Source organism: Flavobacterium granuli, assembly GCF_031456055.1.
In the GTDB taxonomy this organism is placed as follows: Bacteria; Bacteroidota; Bacteroidia; order Flavobacteriales; family Flavobacteriaceae; genus Flavobacterium; species Flavobacterium granuli_A.
The window spans coordinates 409,407-431,174 of the sequence record NZ_JAVDTX010000001.1 but is presented as its reverse complement, the minus strand read 5'-3'; the positions used below and the strand labels follow the sequence as shown (position 1 = coordinate 431,174).

Annotated in this window: 18 protein-coding genes; 14 read left to right on the top strand and 4 right to left on the bottom strand. The window is 31.3% G+C overall.

From position 1 onward, the window contains the following. Positions 1–8 precede the first annotated feature (8 nt). Positions 9–875: an alpha/beta hydrolase gene (locus tag J2W95_RS01890; RefSeq protein ID WP_310003372.1), complete on the top strand. Its 867-nt coding sequence runs from the start codon at positions 9–11 to the stop codon at positions 873–875. A 248-nt stretch (positions 876–1,123) separates the two neighbouring features. Continuing rightward, a complete protein-coding gene (locus tag J2W95_RS01885; protein WP_310003370.1) occupies positions 1,124–1,669 on the top strand; it encodes a hypothetical protein in 546 nt (181 codons plus the stop codon). Positions 1,670–1,780: 111 nt separating this feature from the next. Here J2W95_RS01885 and J2W95_RS01880 read toward each other — a convergent pair whose 3' ends face one another. Together J2W95_RS01880 and J2W95_RS01875 are read right to left on the bottom strand one after the other, a co-directional pair. Further along, positions 1,781–2,752: a TerC family protein gene (locus J2W95_RS01880; RefSeq protein WP_310003368.1), complete on the bottom strand. Its 972-nt coding sequence runs from the start codon at positions 2,750–2,752 to the stop codon at positions 1,781–1,783. A 144-nt stretch (positions 2,753–2,896) separates the two neighbouring features. After that, complete coding sequence (locus tag J2W95_RS01875) at positions 2,897–3,913, bottom strand: glutamine synthetase beta-grasp domain-containing protein (RefSeq protein WP_310003365.1); 1,017 nt, start codon at positions 3,911–3,913, stop codon at positions 2,897–2,899. A 378-nt stretch (positions 3,914–4,291) separates the two neighbouring features. On the opposite strand from J2W95_RS01875, the gene J2W95_RS01870 reads away from it, so the two are divergent. The 12 genes from J2W95_RS01870 (at position 4,292) to J2W95_RS01815 (ending at position 17,552) form a co-directional block, all read left to right on the top strand. Then, a complete protein-coding gene (locus tag J2W95_RS01870; RefSeq protein ID WP_310003362.1) occupies positions 4,292–6,481 on the top strand; it encodes a glutamine synthetase III family protein in 2,190 nt (729 codons plus the stop codon). A 383-nt stretch (positions 6,482–6,864) separates the two neighbouring features. Then, entirely contained in the window at positions 6,865–7,485 is a 621-nt protein-coding gene (locus J2W95_RS01865) for a hypothetical protein (protein ID WP_310003360.1), read from the top strand. A 557-nt stretch (positions 7,486–8,042) separates the two neighbouring features. After that, positions 8,043–8,729, top strand: coding sequence for a hypothetical protein (locus tag J2W95_RS01860; protein WP_310003358.1), 687 nt, complete (start codon positions 8,043–8,045; stop codon positions 8,727–8,729). Positions 8,730–9,185: 456 nt separating this feature from the next. Beyond that, positions 9,186–9,707: a hypothetical protein gene (locus J2W95_RS01855; protein ID WP_310003356.1), complete on the top strand. Its 522-nt coding sequence runs from the start codon at positions 9,186–9,188 to the stop codon at positions 9,705–9,707. A 60-nt stretch (positions 9,708–9,767) separates the two neighbouring features. Next, complete coding sequence (locus tag J2W95_RS01850; protein WP_310003354.1) at positions 9,768–10,445, top strand: CsgE family curli-type amyloid fiber assembly protein; 678 nt, start codon at positions 9,768–9,770, stop codon at positions 10,443–10,445. 43 nt (positions 10,446–10,488) lie between these two features. After that, the gene (locus tag J2W95_RS01845; protein ID WP_310003352.1) at positions 10,489–10,896 is read left to right on the top strand and encodes a curli production assembly/transport component CsgF; all 408 of its coding nucleotides are present in this window, start codon (positions 10,489–10,491) and stop codon (positions 10,894–10,896) included. A 52-nt stretch (positions 10,897–10,948) separates the two neighbouring features. Continuing rightward, positions 10,949–12,325: a CsgG/HfaB family protein gene (locus J2W95_RS01840; protein ID WP_310003349.1), complete on the top strand. Its 1,377-nt coding sequence runs from the start codon at positions 10,949–10,951 to the stop codon at positions 12,323–12,325. Positions 12,326–12,387: 62 nt separating this feature from the next. Next, positions 12,388–13,887 (top strand): carboxypeptidase regulatory-like domain-containing protein, encoded by a 1,500-nt coding sequence (locus J2W95_RS01835; protein WP_310003347.1) that lies wholly within the window; start codon positions 12,388–12,390, stop codon positions 13,885–13,887. A 232-nt stretch (positions 13,888–14,119) separates the two neighbouring features. Further along, positions 14,120–15,004 carry an OmpA family protein gene (locus J2W95_RS01830; protein ID WP_310003345.1) on the top strand — a complete coding sequence of 295 codons (885 nt, stop codon included), beginning with the start codon at positions 14,120–14,122 and terminating at the stop codon, positions 15,002–15,004. Positions 15,005–15,131: 127 nt separating this feature from the next. Continuing rightward, a complete protein-coding gene (locus tag J2W95_RS01825; protein WP_310003343.1) occupies positions 15,132–16,310 on the top strand; it encodes an AIR synthase related protein in 1,179 nt (392 codons plus the stop codon). A 68-nt stretch (positions 16,311–16,378) separates the two neighbouring features. Further along, on the top strand, positions 16,379–16,735 hold the full coding sequence (locus tag J2W95_RS01820; RefSeq protein WP_310003341.1) for a hypothetical protein: 357 nt from the start codon (positions 16,379–16,381) through the stop codon (positions 16,733–16,735). 217 nt (positions 16,736–16,952) lie between these two features. Further along, the gene (locus J2W95_RS01815; RefSeq protein WP_310003339.1) at positions 16,953–17,552 is read left to right on the top strand and encodes a GNAT family N-acetyltransferase; all 600 of its coding nucleotides are present in this window, start codon (positions 16,953–16,955) and stop codon (positions 17,550–17,552) included. A gap of 59 nt (positions 17,553–17,611) precedes the next feature. Here the strand turns inward: J2W95_RS01815 and J2W95_RS01810 are convergent, their stop codons facing one another. Together J2W95_RS01810 and J2W95_RS01805 are read right to left on the bottom strand one after the other, a co-directional pair. Continuing rightward, positions 17,612–19,528: a tetratricopeptide repeat-containing sensor histidine kinase gene (locus J2W95_RS01810; RefSeq protein ID WP_310003336.1), complete on the bottom strand. Its 1,917-nt coding sequence runs from the start codon at positions 19,526–19,528 to the stop codon at positions 17,612–17,614. A gap of 32 nt (positions 19,529–19,560) precedes the next feature. Then, positions 19,561–21,471 (bottom strand): tetratricopeptide repeat-containing sensor histidine kinase, encoded by a 1,911-nt coding sequence (locus tag J2W95_RS01805; RefSeq protein WP_310003334.1) that lies wholly within the window; start codon positions 21,469–21,471, stop codon positions 19,561–19,563. Positions 21,472–21,768: the final 297 nt, after the last annotated feature.

Here is a 21,768-nt window from a genome sequence, read left to right as displayed (position 1 = left end):
AGAATAATATGAAAAAATTACTAATACTATGTATTGCATTTTTATTCGGTAATACGATTTTGTCTTTCGCTTCAACTGTTGATACATTGCAAGTTCCCAGTGTAGCTATGAATAAAACCTACAAAGCAGCTGTAGTTTTGCCTAATTCGTACGCAAAAGGAAAAGCTGTTTATCCTGTGCTTTATCTTTTGCATGGTGCTTATGGGCATTTTTCGGATTGGTTGTCAAGTACTCCCAATAAAAATACGGTTAAGAATTTAGCAGATCAATATAATATTATAATTGTAATGCCAGAAGGTGAAACGTTTAGTTTTTATCTCAATAGTCCTGTAAATAAAGGCAGTCAGTTTGAAACTTATATAACTGAAGAAGTAATCCAGAAGATTGATAAAACCTATCGAACGATAAATGACAAAAAAGGGCGCGTCATAGCTGGACTTTCTATGGGAGGTCATGGTGCTTTATATCTTTCAACAAAACATCCCGAATTGTTCTGTGCCGCTGGTAGTATGAGTGGTGCTGTGGATATGGGAATAATGTTAGGCCGAGAACCAAATGACCAAGTTTTAAAATTAATGCAGCCTGTTTTTGGCGATCAAAGTACTAATCCTGATTTGTATACACAAAATGCAGTAATTGGAATGGTTGATAAAATAAAAACCAATAAACTAGCATTAATTATAGATTGTGGTGTTGATGATTTTCTTATTGAACCGAATAGAGAATTACACAGAAGATTAGTATATGCTAAAGTTTCTCATGAATATACAGAACGTCCAGGGGCACATACATGGGAATATTGGGAGAATGCATTGCCTTATCAGGTGTTGTTTTTTAGTAAAATATTAAAAAGCAATGGGGTTTTAATCAATTAGGTTGTGTCTAAAATTGAAAAAGAGCTTTTGGTTGAAAATTTTTTTTGTTTTAAAGTATTGATTTTTAATTTTATATAAAGAAATTGGCTTTGAGTGGAAATGAATTTTTAATAACGAATTCTTGATTTTGTATCATTATTGATTTTATAAATAAAAAATATTTAAAGAATATTGAATAAAATTGCATTTGATAATTTTTTTGGCTTAATTTTTGAGATACCTTTGTAGAACTTTAAAATACAAATAAGATGAAAAAAATAATTACACTTTTGGCTGTTATAGGGATGTTTGGTTTTCAGAGTTGTGAAGGGCCAGAAGGACCTCCAGGTATCCCGGGTAATCCCGGACAAGATGGACAAGATGGTTTGATTGCAGAAGTTTTTGAGCTTAATGATGTTAGCTTTGTTAATGATCCGTTAGATAGTCCTGATATGGGTTATTTTATTTATCGAAAATTGGAGCCAAAAATATTAGATTCAGATCAAATTTTAATTTATAGATTGGCGGGTACAATTGATGCTGCTACTCCAATATGGCAATCGATTCCTAGAACGTTATTTTTGCAACAAGGAGAATTGGATTATGATTTTGATTTTAGCAAAGAGGATTTTACCATATATGCTGGAGGGACTTATAATTTATCGTTGACTCCAGAGTTTTTAAATAATCAAACGTTTAGAATTGTTATCATACCGGGTTATTTTTCAACAACAGTTGATAAAAGTAATTATAATGCCGTGGTACGTGAACTAAATATTAATGAAAGTCAAATTCAGAAAATTGAAGTACAGTAATAAATATAACTTTTGAGAGTATATAAAAAAAAGGAAATCGTGAGATTTCCTTTTTTTTATGCTTAATGTTGATAAAGTATGGTTAGTGTATATGTAATCCATGAAAGTATATCAATGTTTGTTTTTATGCTTTTTAGCTTCATCTTTTTTGCTTATTTGCAAAGAGACAATAACGCCAATAATAAGAGATAAAGCAATAAATCCCAATGAAGCCCATTCGGGAATTTCTATGTAATCATGTAATAACATTTTTAGTCCTACAAAACTCAGAATAGCAATTAGGCTATATTCTAAATGGCTGAATTTCTCTAGCATATTGGCTAGGAAAAAGTAAAGGGAACGCAATCCTAATATGGCAAAAATATTGGAACTAAATACTAAAAAAGGATCAGCAGTAATGGCTAATATGGCTGGAACACTATCAACCGCAAAAACGACATCCATTACTTCAATAATGATTAATGCCACAAATAATGGAGTGGCAGCATTACCTTTTTCGGTTTTGATGAAAAAATGTTCTTTGTCGGTAAGAGTAGAGATTGGAATTATTTTGCCTAAAATTTTATAGATTAAAGATTTTTTTGGATTAAATTCTTCTTCATCTTCCGATTTGAATAGCATTTTTATAGCTGTAAATAATAGGAATGCGCCAAAAACATAAGACGTCCAGCTAAATTTTTGGATCAATAATACACCAAAGTAAATCATTACCCCTCTGAAAACAATTGCTCCAAGTATGCCCCAAAATAAAACTCGGTGTTGGTGTTTTTTAGGTATTTTGAAAGAAGCGAAAATCAAGGCAATTACAAATATATTGTCAATGCTTAATGATAATTCAATCAGGTAACCTGTAATGAATTTCATTGAAGCAACTGAAGGTTTTAGGTGATCTGGATTTAAAACATAATCGGTAGAATATAACCAATAAACAACTCCAGAGAATAGCATGGATAAAGTAAACCAGATGGCTGTCCATTTACTTGCTTCTTTGGTGGTGATTACATGAGGGTTTTTGTTGAATACGCCCAAATCTAGGGCAAGAAATATAAATATTAGTGTAAGAAATAATATCCAAACGATCATAATGCTATCTGTTTTAAATGTTTTGCAAATATAAAATTTGATTTTTTAATCTATGGTTATTAATAACTAAAGATACTGTAATTTGTTTAAATAAAAAAAGTGCCTTCATTGCGAAGGCACTTTCTAGTTTTTATATGCTTATGATTACAATGCTGATTTAACAGTTTTGATAATTCTTGCAGCAATTTTGTATGGATCACCGTTAGATGCTGGTCTTCTGTCTTCAAGGTATCCTTTCCATCCTTTTTGTACAGTGTATAAAGGAATTCTAATTGAAGCTCCTCTATCAGATACTCCATAAGAGAAGTCGTGGATAGAAGCAGTTTCGTGTTTACCTGTCAAACGTTGTTCATTGTAAGCTCCGTATACCGCGATGTGTTCTTCAACAACTGGACGGAAAGCTTCACATATTTTTTCGTAAGTTTCTTTAGAACCACATGTTCTTAGAACTTCGTTTGAGAAGTTAGCGTGCATACCAGAACCATTCCAGTCTGTATCCCCTAGTGGTTTTGGGTGGTATTCGATATAGTAACCGTATTTTTCAGTCAAACGATCTAGTAAGTAACGGGCAACCCAGATTTCATCACCTGCTTTTTTAGCTCCTTTTGCAAACAATTGGAATTCCCATTGTCCACAAGCAACTTCTTGATTGATTCCTTCAAAGTTAAGTCCGGCAGCAATACATAAATCTGCATGCTCTTCAACTAGTTTTCTTCCGTGTGTATTTTTTCCACCTACTGAACAGTAGTACATTCCTTGTGGAGCAGGGTAACCACCTACAGGGAATCCTAGTGGTAGTAATGTTTTTGTATCCATGATAAAGTATTCTTGCTCGAATCCAAACCAAAAATCATCGTTATCGTCATCAATTGTAGCTCTACCATTTGAAGGGTGTGGTCTTCCATCAGCATACATAACTTCAGACATTACCAAATATCCGTTGATACGAGTTGGATCTGGATAAATAGCAACTGGTACTAGTAAGCAATCAGATGAACCACCTTCAGCTTGTTTTGTAGATGAACCGTCAAATGACCAGTTACCTATTTCTTCTAATGTACCTTTGAAGTTTTCATGTTCTTCAACTTTAGTTTTGCTTCTTAAATTTTGTGTTGGTTCGTATCCGTCTAACCAGATATACTCTAATTTAATTTTAGCCATAATATAATAATTTGTTTTTTGATTTTTTTTCTGATGCAAATATAAAATAATTTGTTTATGTCGTAAAATTGGGGGGTATTTTTTATTTGAGTGCTTTTAATTTTTAATATTACTGCAATTTTAGAGGGGTGTAATTGAAAAATTATGATTTTTAAGCTGTAAAATGATTGAATTCGTAATTTACTGATTTTAAAAGGTAAATTTAAATTAAGATTTTTAGTACTATAATTTGAAAATTAAGTTGTTAATACATTTTTTTTGATATTACATCTAACCCATTAGAATACAATTTATAAATGAATGCTTTAATTATTTGTTTAACAGAATAATTTATATTTGTATATGTTTATTAGTGATTATTAATTTAAGATTTATCATATGTCATCAATTCGTTTTCAAGCTTTAAAAGAAGCTTCAAATAGAAAGTTAGTAGAGTTTCAAGAGTCAGGAAGAAAATCGGTTCTCTTTGGAGCTAATGTTTTCAACGATAAGGCCATGAAGCAATATTTGACTTCAGATGCTTTTAAAGGTGTACAGGGTGCGGTTCAACACGGAACTAAAATCGACAGAAAATTGGCAGACTATATTGCCATGGGAATGAAAGAATGGGCTTTGTCCAAGGGTGTAACTCACTATACGCATTGGTTTCAGCCTCTTACAGGAACAACCGCAGAGAAGCATGACGCTTTTTTTGAAACTTCTTATGACGGAAGTGATCCACTGGAAAAGTTTGGCGGTGCTCAATTGGTTCAACAAGAACCAGATGCATCTAGTTTCCCTAATGGCGGAATAAGGAATACATTTGAAGCTCGTGGTTATACCGCTTGGGATCCAACTTCTCCAGCTTTTATATTTGGAACAACTTTGTGTATTCCAACGATTTTTATTTCTTACACCGGAGAAGCATTGGATAATAAGATTCCATTATTGAGAGCATTGTCGGCTATGGATGAAGCAGCTACAGAAGTTTGTAAATATTTTGATAAGAATGTTAAGAAGGTAACAGCTACTTTAGGCTGGGAACAAGAGTATTTCTTGATTGACAGATCATTGGCCAATTCTCGCCCAGATCTTATTATGACAGGAAGGACCTTGTTGGGACATACTTCTGCTAAGGGACAACAGTTGGACGATCATTATTTTGGTTCAATTCCAACTCGTGCTTTAACATATATGAGAGATTTGGAACAAGAATGTATGTTGTTGGGAATACCGGTTAAAACACGTCATAATGAAGTTGCTCCGAATCAATTTGAATTCGCTCCTATTTTTGAAGAAACAAATTTAGCAGTTGATCATAACTGTTTATTGATGGATGTTATGCAGAAAGTGGCTGAGCGTCATGATTTGAAAGTATTGCTTCATGAAAAACCTTTTAAAGGAGTAAATGGTTCTGGTAAGCATAACAACTGGTCGTTGGCAACTGATACAGGTGTGAACTTGTTGAGTCCAAGTAAAACACCAATGACAAATTTGCAGTTTTTGACTTTCTTTATCAATACTATAAAAGCGGTGAATGATTATGAGGCTTTATTGAGGGGTTCTATTGCCACTGCTAGCAACGATCATAGATTAGGAGCCAATGAAGCACCTCCGGCAATTATTTCGGTGTTTATTGGGGAGCAACTAACCAAAGTTTTAGCTGAATTGGAAGGAGTTTCTACTGGGAAATTGTCTCCGGAAGAAAAAACCGATTTGAAACTAAATGTTGTAGGTAAAATTCCAGATGTCCTTTTGGATAACACTGATAGAAATAGAACTTCACCATTTGCTTTTACTGGAAATAAATTTGAATTTAGAGCAGTTGGTTCTTCTGCAAATTGCTCAAATGCGATGACTACTTTGAATACCATTGTGGCTAAACAGCTTAGAGATTTTAAAACAGCTGTTGATGATTTAATTGAATCAAAAGACATGAAGAAAGATGATGCTATTTTCAACGTCTTAAGAGAGTACATCAAACAATCAAAAAAAATACTTTTTGAAGGAGATGGTTATAGTGAGGCTTGGCAAAAAGAGGCAGCAAAAAGAGGATTAAGTAATTTTAAAACTACTCCAGAAGCTTTGAAAGCAAGAGCCTCAAAACAAGCGATAGATTTGTTTTCAGAGATGGGAATTATGAATCAAATTGAGGTGGAAGCTCGTTATGAAATAGAATTAGAGGAATACACCAAAAAAATACAGATTGAAGGTAGAGTTCTTGGTGATATTTCAAAGAATCATGTAATTCCTACAGCTATTAAATATCAAAATACTTTGATTGAGAATGTTAAAGGATTGAAAGATATTTTTGGATCTGAGTTTGAATCTATTGCCAAAGAACAAATCATATTGATAAAAGAGATTTCTGGACATATTGAAGGTATCAATTCTAAAGTAGAAGAGATGACTGAAGAAAGAAAGAAAGCCAATAATTTAACTGATGCTCATGCAATGGCTGAAGCGTATTGTAATCATGTAAAACCATATTTTGAAATCATTAGAAATCATTGCGACAAATTAGAATTATTGGTCGATAATGAACTTTGGACTTTAACTAAATACAGAGAATTACTTTTGACAAAATAAATTATTAAAGTTATTGAAAAGAGACTATTCGTAAGAAAGTCTCTTTTTTTTATGAATTAAATTGTAAAATTAGTAGGATAAATATAGATTTATATTTTATCGATTTGACACTTTATCGGTTTAGTTTTACAGTTTGTCGGAAATACCTAATTAGTTAATAAATAGATAATTGTCTTTTTTTGAATGTTCAAAACATTATTTTAAATTTGTTCGGTGAAAAAATGAGAAGTAACGAAATAAAGCTTTTTTACGATGTCACAATAATGAAAGATACCCCATTTTCATTAAAAGTAAAACCTACAAAATTATAATATAAATTTCCCCATTATATTATTAAAACCTACATATATGTTTGTATTAACAACCAATTAAATATATGTATTATGAAAAAAATTTTTTTGAGCGTCTCGACAACGTTATTGACAATGGTAGGATTTGCGCAGGCAAACGTAAGTGATGTAGGCCAGTATGGATGGCTAAATGGAGCATTAGTTGTTCAAGTGGGGGAATCCAATGAATCTGATGTTATTCAAGGAGGATTAGCTAACTTAGCTGTAGTAGGTCAATTGGGAGATTCAAATGAAGCTTTTATTGGGCAGTTGGGAATTGCAAATGGAGCGTTAATAACTCAAAATGGTTCTTCAAACAATGCGGGGATTATTCAAATTGGTGCATTCAATTTTTCTTCAATTAATCAAGAGGGAGATAACAATAGTGCAGGAAATATACAATTAGGAGTTGGAAATACTTCTGCTATTGCTCAAGACGGGGATGATAACGCAGGTGTTGTTGTACAAGGATTTTGGGGAAATGCTGTAGGGTTAACTCAAATTGGAATTGGAAATTTTGCGGAATCGATTCAACTTGGTTGGGACAATACCTCTAACATTACTCAATATGGTCTAGGTAATATAGCTGGAACGCTTCAGATTGGTTATGATCATGTAAGTAATATAACTCAGGGAGGTTTAGGTAATGTTGCCTTGGTATTCCAATCCAATTAATTTATTAAAAATTAATGTTCAAGAAGCAGAGCTGATTAGTCGGTTCTGCTTTTTTTATTTAATTGGAAACGTGATTAAGTATAAAAGTTAATTCTAATAAGATTCTCTTTTGTATAAAAATATGATGAAATGATTATTTGGAGGTGTTTTCAAAAATTTTGATTTATAAAAATTGGTTTAAAGTATTAAAATTATAATAGTCTTTATATAGTGTTGAGATTGTAGATGGTATTTTTATTCGCTTTTTTGTTCTTTGTCGATTTACTTTTACACTTCATCGAAAAACATTGAAATGTCTATAAATTAGGTTGTTATAAGTTTTTTTTATAAAAATTAATTTATAAATTTGACACATAATATTTCATTAAGCATATTATTTAGATGAAATTTTAAATAAGAAATTCCCAAATTTCAATTTTTAAAAACCTGCAAAATAGTACAACTTACCCCTCGTTTGTACTTTTATTAAACCTACGATTATGATAATATAATTACCCTGTTATGTTATTTTAGCCTACATAATAATTTGTATTAACAACCAATTAAATATATTTATTATGAAAAAAGTTATTTTGAGCATCTCAGCGATGCTATTGTCAGTAGTAGGTTTTGCACAAGCAAACGTAAGTAATGTGGATCAGTGGGGTGCTTTAAATGGAGCATTAGTTGTTCAAGTAGGAAATGAAAATGATTCCGATGTTTTTCAACTTGGAGTTTTGAATATTTCTGTTGTAGCTCAAGATGGGGGTTTCAATGAAGCAGACACTGATCAAATAGGTCTTTTGAATATTTCGACTGTTAGTCAAGAAGGTAATGGTAATCAAGCTTATGTAGGACAGCTTGGAGCATTTAACTTTGCAAGCACTTCTCAAATAGGTGAAAGTAATAATGCTGCAACTATACAATTAGGAGCTTTAAATACTGCGTCTACTATTCAAGAAGGAAATGATAACAATGCACTTACAGTACAAGTTTTGGCTGGAAACAATTCTGAAATTTCTCAAGAAGGAGAATTTAACGGCGCAGCAGTGTTCCAATTAGGATTTGCAAATGATGCTTTAACTGTTCAAAATGGTACTGGCAATATTAGTGGTACTATACAATTAGGGTTCTTAAATGAAGCTCAAACTTGGCAAACTGGAGAATCTAATGCTGCTTTGACTATTCAATTGGGTGATTCTCATTCTAGTGTAATAAGCCAAAACGGTTATGCAAACGGAGCTATTGTTTTTCAATCTAACTAATTAGGTTTTAAAAAAAGCATCCTAAAAATAAAAGGGGAACTGAATTAAAAATTCAGTTCCCCTTTTTTAATGTTTTATTTTATTTTTTGAGTGTCTTACCTTTTTTTATATGGATATGGTTTTACTGTTATTTAAATAATGAGAGATATTTCCTATTTTTATTTTTTTCATGATTTACCCTTCAACGACTTAGTTTCGCTTTTTATCGAATAAGTGACATGAAGACTTAAAATAGCTTATTTCAGTTAGTTATCTTTTGAAAACATTTTATAAATTTGATAGTATAATTGAATTTAAAGTTTTAAAGTATTACTTTTTTACTGAATTTGTAAAATTTTGGTTTCTGATGTTTTCTTTTTTTATAAACAATTAAAATTGAAAGCTGTTAGCTGAAATTATTGGGATAAGCATTTTTAAAGTTTGTTTTAGAAGTTCTTTTTTTTAAATCCAAAAGCCATGATTATAAAAGATAAAATATTTTTATTCGTTATGCTACTCGCTTCTCCGTTAGTAGTTATTGGGCAAGAAGAGGTTGATAATAATTCGCTTGATGCGTCTAAGTTAATTACAAAAGAATTGTTGATTAGGAATGATAAAGTAAATGTTGAAAATTCACAAAGTACCAATCAATATCTTCAGAACAATAATTTGATTCAAATTAAGCAAATAGGGAATTATAATTATTCTAGTGTTTATGTGAGGAGTTATCAAGCAGATGTTCAGGTGAATCAGAATGGAGATAACAATTATGCAAATGTCTATAGAAACGCTTATACACTGAACGAAAATATCAACCAAACAGGAAATAACAATTTTATTAGTGATTTTTCTGTGTATTCGGATGAACCTGTAAATACCTCTTTCAATCAATATGGAAATAATTTGACAATAATTAGTAATGGTTCGAATTCCATTTCCAAAAATTTGCAAATCAACCAAACTGGAAATTCAGGTACTGTTTATATCTATAATCGTTAGATCATGAAAGGCTTTGTGCTAAAATGGCTTTGTTTGTGTTTGTTTTTTAGTTTTCAAAAAATGAATTCTCAAGCTATTTATAAAGAGGTAAAAGCAAAAATTGAAGTTGAAAAAGTTGAAAATATGCTATCCGTAAGAGGTACAGTTGAAAATTTAAAAGCAGAGTATAAAAGCATCTCTTATAAACTGACAGTTTTCAAAAAGAATAAAAGCAATTCTAATAGCTCTAAGAATGCTCAAGATGGAAGAGTTATTTTAGATCCTCAGCAAAAAGTCACCTTGTCCAAAACTCAAATAAATGAGGGTAAGGACGATCAAATTATTCTATTGTTGATTATCTCTGATGAGAATAATGTGATAATTGGTAAAGATAGAATAGAAATGGGAGTTGATGACGAGTCAAAAGTTGATGAATCAAAACCCAATGATGGTTTGGAAATGATGAATATAGTGTCGAATGATACCAAGACAAAATTAGGAAATGATTTCTACGAACTGTTTTATAAGGAATATTCCAAATTAAAAATTAAATCTAATAAAATTGTTTCGGTTCAAGAAGAAATGACTTTTGGTAGAACGACAAAAATAATGGTGTCGGTTGATGGAGAGTTGATTAATGAATTTATTTCAAGACCCGATGAGGATTTTATGAAATATATGGCAGAGACAGTCTCTGATAATGTTTTTAAATATTTTAAAAATATTGAAAAGCAAAATAAGTCTATACTGAGATATTAAACATATAATAATTAATTGTTTTAATAATTAAATAAAAAAAGAAATGAAATCATATCTAATTTTAATTTGTATGCTTGGTCTTTTTTTGAATACTAATGCTCAGGCATTAATATATAAACCCATGAATCCAAATTTTGGTGGTGATACTTTTGGTTATCAGATGTTGCTTAGTTCTGCTGATGCACAAAATGATTTTAAGGAAGATCAGTCAAATGCTTTTAAACAACCCTCACAATTGGAACGTTTTAAAGAAAATTTAAATAATCAATTGTTGAATAAAATTTCTAATTCATTATTCGAAGATCAGTTTGGAAGTAATGGTATATCAGAAGGAACCTATAATTTTGGAACATTATCGGTTGATGTTTACCCTTCAAATCTTGGTTTAACGGTGGATATATTAGATATAGAAACTGGTGAACAAACACAAGTAATAGTTCCTGGAAGTTAATTTAGAGTAATAGACTATATTTTGCCTCATTTTTTGTTAAATAACCTTATTCATGAATCGAAAATTAATCATTGCGTTTTTACTTGCGCTTCTTTTGACGAGTTGTGGTGCGTACTTTAATCAGCCAGTTGGAGTTCAAAAGGCTGTTTTTGGTGAGAATACACCTGCAACTATAACTTTAAGAAGTTTACCTCTACCTAAAGAGCAAGTAGTAGTAGGTGTTTATAAATTTAAAGATCAAACTGGTCAATATAAACCTACTGAAATAGGAAGCACCTTTAGTACCGCAGTCACACAAGGTGCCACTTCTATATTAATAAAAGCTCTTCAAGACTCTAAATGGTTTGTGCCTATTGAGCGAGAAAATCTTAGTAATCTTTTGAACGAAAGAAATATAATTCGTTCTACAAGACAAGAGTATGCTACTGATTCCAATACCAAGGATACTCCTTTGACCCCATTATTATTTGCCGGGGTTTTATTAGAAGGAGGTATTATATCCTATGATTCCAATATTATTACGGGTGGGTATGGAGCTCGATATTTTGGTGCGGGTGCTTCAACTCAATACCGACAAGATCGAATTTCTATATATCTGAGGTTAGTCTCTACTTCAAACGGTAAAATTCTAAATACAGTTTATGTATCCAAAACGATACTTTCACAAAGTATCGATGCTAGTTTGTTTCGATATGTTAACATAAATAGACTTTTAGAAGTAGAAACTGGTTATACTCGAAATGAACCAATTCAGCTTGCCGTTACCGAAGCTATAGAAAAAGCGGTTGAAGGTTTGGTTGTTGATGGGATTAAGGATAAAATTTGGGAGGTAAAGGCAACAAATGACGAAGTTAAAGCATTTTTGGATAATTATGCTAAAGAAAAAGAAGAAGCTGATTTAGCATTGCTTTACGGTAGAGATAGAAATGAAAAAAGAGGTAAAGCAGGATTTGACTTAGCTGGAGGTGCAGCTTATATTGATGGCGATTATATAAACCCAACTCCTAAACCAATGTTTAAAGCTGGAATGAGGTATTTTTTTACACCCTATTTTGATATAAGTGGTTCATTTAGTGTTTTTCGAGTCGGGAATAAAGATATGTTAGATGTCGGTTATGGCTCTATTGACGTGAATCTAGATTTTACGATTCTCCCGTATGACTATTTTAGCCCTTTTGTTTACATAGGGACTGGTACTTATTTTAATAAAGCTTACGATAACATACAAAACAAAATTCAAGGTGGTGTAGGTTTAGAGTATTTAGTGTCAAATAATTTTGGAATAAAAGTTTACAGTGAGTTTAATATGAGTTTCTCAGATAGACTCGATTATATAGCTGCTGGAAAAAGAGACGATTATTTTTATTGTTTTGGACTGGGGGTGAGTTATTATATACCACAACGATTTGGTAAAAAAGCAGTCAAATAATTTCAGTGATTTGAATGCTTAAATTTTGCAAATAAATAAAGTTATTTATAAAAAACCTACAAATGGAAAAGTTAAGAATCGGAATTTTAATGTGCTTAATTATCTTATTTTCATGTTCTGAAGAAAAGATAACTGATGGCGGAACTGGTACTGTAAAGGGAAGAGTTGTTGATGCTGTTACTTTTGCACCAATTGAAAATGCAAAGGTTTCTTCAAATCCTTCTACTGATACCTATTTTACAGATAAAGATGGATATTTTACTTTTGAAGGAATTACAATTGGAAAGTATACTTTTGAAGCGAGAAAAGATAAATATGTTGCTAAGTTTGAAGCGGCAACTGTTAAGCTGAATGAAACCACTCAAATTATTTTTGAATTGAAAGTCTCAACTGCCGATAACAGACCACCAGATGTTCCTGTATTAACTTCTCCTGCTGATCTTGCCAAAAATCAAGCTATAAATCTACAGTTGACTTGGACAGCTACCGATATTGATAAAGATTCATTAACATATGTTGTAACTGTTAAAAATGGAACTACAGATGAAATCACAACATACAAGGATTTAAAGACAAGAAGTTTGGATTTGAAAGACTTAAAATATAGTACCAAATATTATTGGCAAGTTGCTTCTTCTGACGGAATTAATATACCGGTCAATAGTTTGGTCAGTTCTTTTACTACTTTGCCTTTTCCTAATCCAAGATTTTTATATATCAAAAAGGTAAATAACAATAATGTAATTTATACAGCTGATGAGGCAGGTAATGAATTGCAATTAACATCTTCGTCTATTAATAGTTATAGACCAAGAAAGAATTTGCAATCTAATAAAATTGCTTACATCAGTTCTGATGGTTCACAGAACCAAATTTATATGATGAATCTTGATGGGTCGAACATCAAAAAAATCACGAATACTGTGCCTATAGCTGGATTCAATATGGAAAATATCAATTTTTGTTGGAGCACTAATGGAAGTCAGATTCTCTACCCAAATTTTGATAAATTATATCGAATAAATAGTGATGGCGGTGGTTTAATAGAAATATTTAAAACTCCAAATGGTAAATTTATTTCTGAATGTGATTGGAATCAGAGTGCAAATCAAATTGTATTAAAAGTAAATGATATATCAGGTTATAATGTTGAGATTTATGTAATTAAAGGGAATGGTCAGGTGTTGTATAATGTGCTTTCTGGGCAGACGGGAGCGGTTAGCGGTTTGAATATGTCCTTCGATACACAAAAAATTGTATTTACCAGAGATGTTTCTGGAAACGAAAATTCGACATATAGAAGATTTGATTCGAGAATTTTTATTTATGATAGGGTTGCAAATACCATAACACAGCTGAATACAACTAAAGATAATGGCTTTAATGATTTGGATGCAAAATTTTCTCCAAATGAAGCTGAAATCATTTTTACAAACACTTCCAATGATGGAATATCAGTTAAAAATGTTTATAAAACATCTGTAACAAACACAGGTACGGGTACTACGGGTAGTGCTAGAACATTACTATTTTCGGGTGGTTCAATGCCCGAATGGAAATAAGGATGTAATAAGGGTTATAATATAAAGGTTGAAATACGTTTAAACTTTTCTTGCTATTTATAGAAGAGTTTAGGCGTTTTTCTTTTTTAGGTTTTTATATTTGATTTAGTGAATTTTTCCAAATCGATAACTTTGTTTGTAAGAGATATTTTAAACTGCCATTTGTCTTTTCTTTCTTTCATAGAATTATTAATTAAGTTTTATTGTAAATTTGAACAATAAAACCCAAATCATGAAGTTTTTTGCCACCCTACTATTTAGTTTTATGGTTTCTTGTGTTTTTGCACAGGAACAAGTTTCGTTTTTTTTTGAAAGCAACAAGTTTGTTTTACAAAAAGAAGAGTTATTGAAATTGAATAAATGGTTGAGCGTAAATAAGGATGTAAAAGTTGTTGGAGTTTATGGTTTTTGTGATGAAGAAGGATCTGTTGGTTATAATGATACTTTAGCGAAAAAGAGGATCAATTACGTGTTCAACACCATAAAGAATAAAATAAAAATTAGAGAGGATTTCAAAACAAGAAATTTTGGAGAATTACATACTTCCTCTCCAATTAAAGCTGAAAACAGAAAAGTTACTTTGTATTATATTTTGCCAAAAGATTTTGTAAATGAGGAAAAAATTATAGCACCCAAAAAAGTAGTTGTGGTAGAAAAGAAAAAGCCAAAAGTTAAATTTTCTGATGTTTATGTTTATGAAAATCCAGATGGATCTTCAGTGAACATTAAAATTGATACTGTCTTTATGAAAAAAGTAAGCCTTGCCAATATTGGTGAGAAGCTAAAATTGGAGAGCATGAATTTTTTCGTTGATACTTTTGCGATAATGCCACAATCCAGATCGGTAATGTTTGAATTGTTGACAGTTATGCAAAGCTGTCCAGATTTAAAAATACAAATTCAAGGGCATATTTGTTGTGTTAAAAAAGATGTTCGGGATTTAAGCACCCAACGAGCCAAAGCGATTTGCAAATTTTTGGAATATAATGGTATAGAGAAGAACAGAATGACTTTTGTTGGATTCGGTAGTTCGAAACCATTATATACTTTACCCGAAAAAACAGAAGCGGAACGAGAAGCAAATCGTCGTGTAGAAATTGAAATTATAGCCAATTAAAAGTAGTTTACAGAAATCGGAATTCAGGTTCTAGAATTTGAAATTTGCCATTGCCATTGCCATTGAAATTTAATTGTATAATTGTTACATTAAAATTATCTTTGCCCAACATACACACAACTAAAAAATGAGTTCAGATACTTCAAAAAGATATGCACAACGTGGTGTTTCGGCATCAAAGGAAGATGTGCATAACGCCATTAAAAATATAGACAAAGGTTTATTTCCTCAAGCATTTTGTAAAATTGTTCCTGATTATTTGACACAGGACGAAGACTATTGCTTGATAATGCATGCAGATGGTGCTGGTACAAAATCATCATTGGCCTATATGTATTGGAAAGAAACAGGGGATATTTCGGTTTGGAAGGGAATCGCTCAAGATGCGTTGATCATGAATATTGACGATTTATTGTGTGTAGGTGCAACCGATAATATTTTGCTTTCTTCAACTATTGGAAGAAACAAAAACGTTATTCCTGGCGAAGTTTTATCTGCCATTATTAATGGAACCGAAGAACTAATAAAAGAGCTTGATTCGTTTGGTGTTACTATTCATTCAACTGGAGGAGAAACTGCCGATGTTGGTGATTTAGTAAGAACCATTATTGTAGATTCTACAGTAACGGCTAGAATGAAACGTTCCAAAGTAATCGATAATGCCAATATAAAAGCAGGTGATGTCATCGTTGGATTAGCTTCTTTTGGACAAGCGACTTATGAAAAAGGTTATAACGGAGGAATGGGAAGTAACGGACTTACTTCTGCACGTCATGATGTTTTTGAAAAATATTTAGCCAATAAATATCCAGAAAGCTTTGATGCGGCTGTTCCTAATGAATTGATTTATTCTGGACAAGTAAAATTGACTGATGCCGTAGAAAATTCGCCTATAGATGCTGGGCAATTGGTACTTTCGCCAACAAGAACTTATGCGCCAATAATCAAGAAAATTTTAGACAAATATACTTCACAAGATGTTCACGGAATGGTGCATTGCAGTGGAGGAGCACAGACAAAGATTTTACATTTTGTTCAAAACTTACATATTATAAAAGACAATTTATTTCCGGTTCCGCCTTTGTTTCAATTGATACAGGAGCAATCCAAAACCGATTGGAAAGAAATGTATCAAGTTTTCAACTGTGGACATCGTATGGAAATATACGTGCCCGAAGCTATCGCACAGGACATTATCGCAATCTCAAAATCATTCAATGTTGATGCCCAAATTGTGGGTAGAGTAGAAGCCTCTGATTCCAAAAGACTAACAATCACTAGCGAATACGGTACTTTCGAGTATTAAAAATTGTTAAAACGCTCCGTTGCTCAATCGTTTAATTATGCAATCTTTCAATCTTTTAATTTTTTAAAATGTACGAATTAATATTCTGGAAATACTTGGAAGGTGTTTATTTAAATCATCACGAAGTGTATGAAGCAATCGATGAGCAGCAACTTGTGGAAGGCCTAGAAATACTTCCAGTTGAGGTAATCCTAAATAGATTTAATACCGTTTTTACAAAATGGGAGAAAGTCGATAATAACAGTTGGAAAAACACCAACGGCAAAGGCGCTTTTCAAATAAGAACAACCCCACAAAGTATCAAAATAGATTGTTATGGCACCGAAGGCAAGACCATGAATTTACTTGTTGATACAATGGCTGAATTCAAATGTCCGTTATATGACCCTCAAGTTCCTGAGCGTTATGACGAAATGAGTGAATAGTTTTTTCAGGAGCTATTCCAGCTATCCGTTACAAGTCCTCGCATAAAACATTAATTTTCTAAGTGATAAAAGGAGCTTCTACTGGTCGCTCTTTCATAACAAGAAAGTTAATGTTTTATACTGTGGGCTTTTCACTTCTATCTGGGCTATGAGATCAGTAATTATTTATCAAACTGCAGAGATTTGTCTTTTTTTTATAAATTAGTAAAAAAAAATAATGTCTATTTCTCAATTCCCTCAAGATGTTGTACTTCAAGATGAAATGGTTTTACTTCGTCCTTTACAACTTACCGATATCGAAAACCTACTTGATATTTCAATTAATGAACCAGAAACCTGGGAATATTCATTAGTTCGCGCCAATGGAAAAGAAAATTTGGAAAAGTATATTCAAATTGCGCTTAAAGCAAGAGAAAATCAAACCGAATTTCCATTTATAGTTATGGATAAAAAATCAGGTAAATATGCTGGAAGTACTCGCTTTTATGACATCAATATGCCGTTCAAAACGGTACAATTGGGATATACTTGGTATGGGAAAGATTTTAGAGGGACAGGACTCAATAAACACTGTAAGTATCTTTTATTGCAATTTGCATTTGGAACACTTGGTATGGAGCGTGTAGAGTTCCGTGCCGACAACAACAACCAGCGAAGCATTGCTGCAATGAAAAGCATTGGATGTAAAGTTGAAGGAGTTATGCGTAGCCACATGCCAACAGCAGATAGTGATGTTCGTAGGGATAGTATTGTATTAAGTATCCTTAAAAACGAATGGTTCGATACTGTTAGAGAAAATTTAAACTCAAAATTATAATTCTTTTTTTAAATAAACATTAAATAAATAGAACATGCATTTATAAAAAAGGCAAGGAATTAAATAAGACCAGAGTCTTTGTTAGGGAAACTAATGTAAAATGTACTTCCTTTGCCTTCTTCACTTTCAACCCATATTTTACCTTTATGTTTTTCGATGAATTCTTTGCACAAAATCAATCCTAATCCTGTACTAGGTTCATCTTCAGTTCCAATTCGGTTATTTTGAACATCTATTTTGAATAAATCTAGAACCATTTCTGGACTCATTCCTATTCCTGTATCTTTGACTGTAATGAGAGTGTTGTAAAAATCTTCTTTTTCTTGGATGTCAACTGATCCTCTTTTTGGTGTGAATTTTATAGCATTCAAAACAATATTGCGAATTACAGCTTGGAACATATTTTTATCTGCAAAAAGTGTCGTAGAATTTGAAATAGTTGTATTGATACTTATTCCTTTTTTATCTGCATTATTCTGTAATGTGACAATACTATCCAATACAGCTGTTTTTAACGGGTATTCTTTTGGAACAAATGGAATTAAATCTTGTTCCATTCTTGACCAATCCAATAGATTCTCCAAAAGGGCAAAAAGATTTTTGGCTGAACTTCTCATATTAACAGCAGCAAATTTTATATCCCCAGTAGACATTGTGTCTATGTCTTCAGCCATTAACTCTGTTAAGCCCAAAAAGCCATTGAATGGGCCTCTTAAATCGTGTGCAATGATGGAATAAAATTTGTCTTTTTGGGAATTTATATTCGAAATCAAAATGTTTTTTTCTTTGAGCAAGAGATTATTTCTTCTTTTGGAATCGTATAAGAACAAGAATAAGCCCAATAATGCCGCAACAGCAGTAGATATCGTAATTAGAAAATAGACTTTTCGTGAATCACTATTTATTCTGAGGGTTTGAATTTCTATTTGTTTGTCCCTTAAATCTATTTCTCTTTGAAATTCAAGATTGGCTAATTTTTTTTCACTTTCTTTCGAAAATATAGAGTCCTTTATGCGGGAATATTTTTCAAAACACTTCAACGCTACTTCATAATTACCTTTTGATTTGTTGGCTTTGGAAAGATAGAAATAGGTTTCTTGGATGTCTTTTAAAGATTTATACTTCTCAAAAATACGTAAGGCATTTTCAAATAAATAGATTGATTTATCGATAAGTGTTTCTTTATCTTTTTTATATTTTTCATCTTGTGACATTAAGTAAAATGCTCTTCCAAGGTCATAAGTGTTATAATTATTATAAAGGTTTGAATGATCATCATAAGTTGCGATTGACTTATTTAAAAACTCTATGCCTTTTTCATAATTTTTTAAGTTGATATAACAAATACCTATATTGGAAAGATTTAAACCAATTCCTTCTGCGTCGTCAAGTTTTTTGTTTATTATCAGTGCTTTGTAAAAGTAGTTTAATGATCTCCGATATTCTTTTTTTTGCAAATACACATCTCCCATATTATTCAAAAGCAACGAAACATTTCTTTCTTTCTTGGATTGATAGCTTAGTTTCAGTGCTTTATTATAAAAAATAAGTCCTTGTTTGTAATTTTTGAGATCAATATAAATTAATCCAATGTTATTGTAAGCAGTAGTTAGGCTTTTTGCGTCATTTAGATTTTCATAGATTGCAAGTGCTTTATAAAGATTTTTTAAAGCATGGGCATAGTCTGATTTTATTTCATAAGCGGTACCCAGATTCCCATAGGTATCAGCAATATGCTTGTCGCTTTTTGTTTTTTGAGCATAATGAAGCGCCTTTTTTGCATAATTTATTGCTTCATCAGGACCAATATATTCTGAGTAAGAGGAAAGATTTGTTAGTAAAACTGTTTTTTCTGATTCGTCTTTTGCTTGTTTTAATGCTATTTTTAACGAGTCAATAGTCTTATAAATAGGATTTTGTGCTTGTAATGTAGAAAAGATCAAAAAAAGTAATAATAGAGTAGTTTTTCGAATCATTTATGTGGTATTTTTTTCAAAAATACACTAATTTATGTTAATTCATGAGGAAAACTAAAATAAAAAGTAGTGCCTTTGTTTACTTCACTTTCTACCCAAATTTTCCCATTATGTTTCTCCACAAATTCTTTGCACAGGATTAATCCCAGTCCAGTACTTGGTTCGTTTTCAGTTCCATTTCTATTGGTCTTAATATCTAGTTTAAATAAATTATTCTGTATTTTGGCATCCATTCCAATTCCAGTATCGGATATTGAAACGATTGTATTTTTCGAATCTTCATGAGCTTCGATTTTTACACTTCCATCTTTTGGTGTAAACTTTATGGCATTGGACAATAAGTTTCGAATAACTGATTGCAGAATGTGATGATCTGCATAAATAGTTAAGTCTTCCGGTATTGACCTTTGAATTTTAATTCTTTTTTTATTTGCTTCGTCTTGTAGCGCGTTAATACTTTCGTTTACTAAAGAAAGAAATTTGCTTTTTTGAGGGTTAAAGGGAATTAATCCCTGTTCCATTCTCGACCATTCCAGTAAGTTTTCCAATAATCTATGTAAATTGACTGCAGAGCTTCTCATATTTACTGCTGCAAATTGGATTTCTTCTTTATCCATATTGTCAATATCTTGAGCCAATAGTTCTGTTAATCCTAGAAAACCATTGAAAGGTCCTCTAAGATCATGTGCAATTATGGAGAAGAATTTGTCTTTTTGTTTGTTGATGTTGGATATTACTTTGTTTTTCTCTTCTAATTGTAAGTTCGTTTTTCTCTTTGATAAATACAGCCAAAAAAAGAGGGTTAAAAGAATTATTACCGCAATGGTTATGGTATATAATAGATAGACTTTTCGAGCTTCATTCTTGATTTTAAGATTTTGAATTTCAATTTTTTCATCTCTCAACTCGATTTCTCTTTGCGATTTTAGAAATTCAATTTGTATTTTATTTTCATTAGAAAAAATGGAATCATTTAGCTTTGAACTTTTTTCAAAAAGTTGAAGGGCGAGTTCTGGTTTTTCTTGGGTTTTATAAATTTTAGACAAATAGGAATAGGAATCTCTCATGTCCATTAATGATTCCTCTCTTGTGAAAATGATCAAGGATTCATTGATATAGTTCAAAGATTTTTGCAAAAAGCTATCTCGATTTATTTTGTTTTTTTCGCCTAAAGCGAGATAATAATAAGATTTACCTAATTCTAATTTATTATAAGCATTGAATAAACTTGGGTCATCATTGTAAATAGAAATGGATTTGTTAATAGCTTCAATAGATTTTCGATATTGCTTAAGAAAGTTTAAAGTAATACCAATATTAGTATAATTTATTCCAGATTTATAGCTGGTCTTTTCATAAGCATTCATTTTAATTGCTTTATTAAAATAATCTAATGCTTTTTGATATTGTTTCATTCTCAAATAGACATCCCCAATGTTATTTAAGTAGGTTGCAATGGATTTCCTATCATTAATTTCTTTGCTAGTTTCTAATGCTTTTGTATAACAGGATAATGCTAATTTGTAATTTTTAAATTCAGCATAGATTGTGCCAAGTCTATTATTGGCATTGGCAATTCCTTTTTTATCGTTTAGATTTTCGCTGATATTAAGCGATTTATAGATATAATCTAAGGCTTTTGGAAAATCAGCTTTTAACCAATAATATATGCCATAATTGAGGTAAGATCTTGCTATTCCTTTTTCATAATTGTTCTTTTTGGAAAGATTATGAGCTATTTCAGCATATTGATAACTTTTTTTAGAATCAATATTATAGTATGAAAAAGATAAATCATTAAGAATGTTTATTTTTAATGTGTCTTCCTTAGCATTTTTTAGTTCTATTTTTAAAGAATCAAGTGTATGTTGCTCAATATTTGTTTGAGAAAAAGAAAGAGTACTTGTAAGAAGTAGACAAAGTAAAAAGATTGATTTTTTCATTAATATTTATTTAGTCCTGTCCTAAATGACATTGAGCGTATTTTTTTTTGAAAACTAAAATTAAATGTAGATCCTTTTCTTCTTTACTTTCTAACCAAATTTCGGTTGGGATTTTGATTGAGAAAACAATTGTTTTCTGGAGTTTTATTTTTAATATAGCTACTGATTTTGAATTTTGGGAATGATATTAATAACATTCCATAATTATAATTTTACGTTTTATTTATTATGTGAAAAAATATTCATCGGTATTTTTGCATAATTTTTTTAAAAATAATAATAAATTGAAAATATTAT

What these genes read in the sequence shown, in the direction of transcription:
- J2W95_RS01890 (WP_310003372.1), top strand. Translation starts at nt 9, where the DNA reads ATGAAAAAATTACTAATACTATGTATTGCATTTTTATTCGGTAATACG.
- J2W95_RS01885 (WP_310003370.1), top strand. Translation starts at nt 1,124, where the DNA reads ATGAAAAAAATAATTACACTTTTGGCTGTTATAGGGATGTTTGGTTTT.
- J2W95_RS01880 (WP_310003368.1), bottom strand. Translation starts at nt 2,752, where the DNA reads ATGATCGTTTGGATATTATTTCTTACACTAATATTTATATTTCTTGCC.
- J2W95_RS01875 (WP_310003365.1), bottom strand. Translation starts at nt 3,913, where the DNA reads ATGGCTAAAATTAAATTAGAGTATATCTGGTTAGACGGATACGAACCA.
- J2W95_RS01870 (WP_310003362.1), top strand. Translation starts at nt 4,292, where the DNA reads ATGTCATCAATTCGTTTTCAAGCTTTAAAAGAAGCTTCAAATAGAAAG.
- J2W95_RS01865 (WP_310003360.1), top strand. Translation starts at nt 6,865, where the DNA reads ATGAAAAAAATTTTTTTGAGCGTCTCGACAACGTTATTGACAATGGTA.
- J2W95_RS01860 (WP_310003358.1), top strand. Translation starts at nt 8,043, where the DNA reads ATGAAAAAAGTTATTTTGAGCATCTCAGCGATGCTATTGTCAGTAGTA.
- J2W95_RS01855 (WP_310003356.1), top strand. Translation starts at nt 9,186, where the DNA reads ATGATTATAAAAGATAAAATATTTTTATTCGTTATGCTACTCGCTTCT.
- J2W95_RS01850 (WP_310003354.1), top strand. Translation starts at nt 9,768, where the DNA reads ATGAATTCTCAAGCTATTTATAAAGAGGTAAAAGCAAAAATTGAAGTT.
- J2W95_RS01845 (WP_310003352.1), top strand. Translation starts at nt 10,489, where the DNA reads ATGAAATCATATCTAATTTTAATTTGTATGCTTGGTCTTTTTTTGAAT.
- J2W95_RS01840 (WP_310003349.1), top strand. Translation starts at nt 10,949, where the DNA reads ATGAATCGAAAATTAATCATTGCGTTTTTACTTGCGCTTCTTTTGACG.
- J2W95_RS01835 (WP_310003347.1), top strand. Translation starts at nt 12,388, where the DNA reads ATGGAAAAGTTAAGAATCGGAATTTTAATGTGCTTAATTATCTTATTT.
- J2W95_RS01830 (WP_310003345.1), top strand. Translation starts at nt 14,120, where the DNA reads ATGAAGTTTTTTGCCACCCTACTATTTAGTTTTATGGTTTCTTGTGTT.
- J2W95_RS01825 (WP_310003343.1), top strand. Translation starts at nt 15,132, where the DNA reads ATGAGTTCAGATACTTCAAAAAGATATGCACAACGTGGTGTTTCGGCA.
- J2W95_RS01820 (WP_310003341.1), top strand. Translation starts at nt 16,379, where the DNA reads ATGTACGAATTAATATTCTGGAAATACTTGGAAGGTGTTTATTTAAAT.
- J2W95_RS01815 (WP_310003339.1), top strand. Translation starts at nt 16,953, where the DNA reads ATGTCTATTTCTCAATTCCCTCAAGATGTTGTACTTCAAGATGAAATG.
- J2W95_RS01810 (WP_310003336.1), bottom strand. Translation starts at nt 19,528, where the DNA reads ATGATTCGAAAAACTACTCTATTATTACTTTTTTTGATCTTTTCTACA.
- J2W95_RS01805 (WP_310003334.1), bottom strand. Translation starts at nt 21,471, where the DNA reads ATGAAAAAATCAATCTTTTTACTTTGTCTACTTCTTACAAGTACTCTT.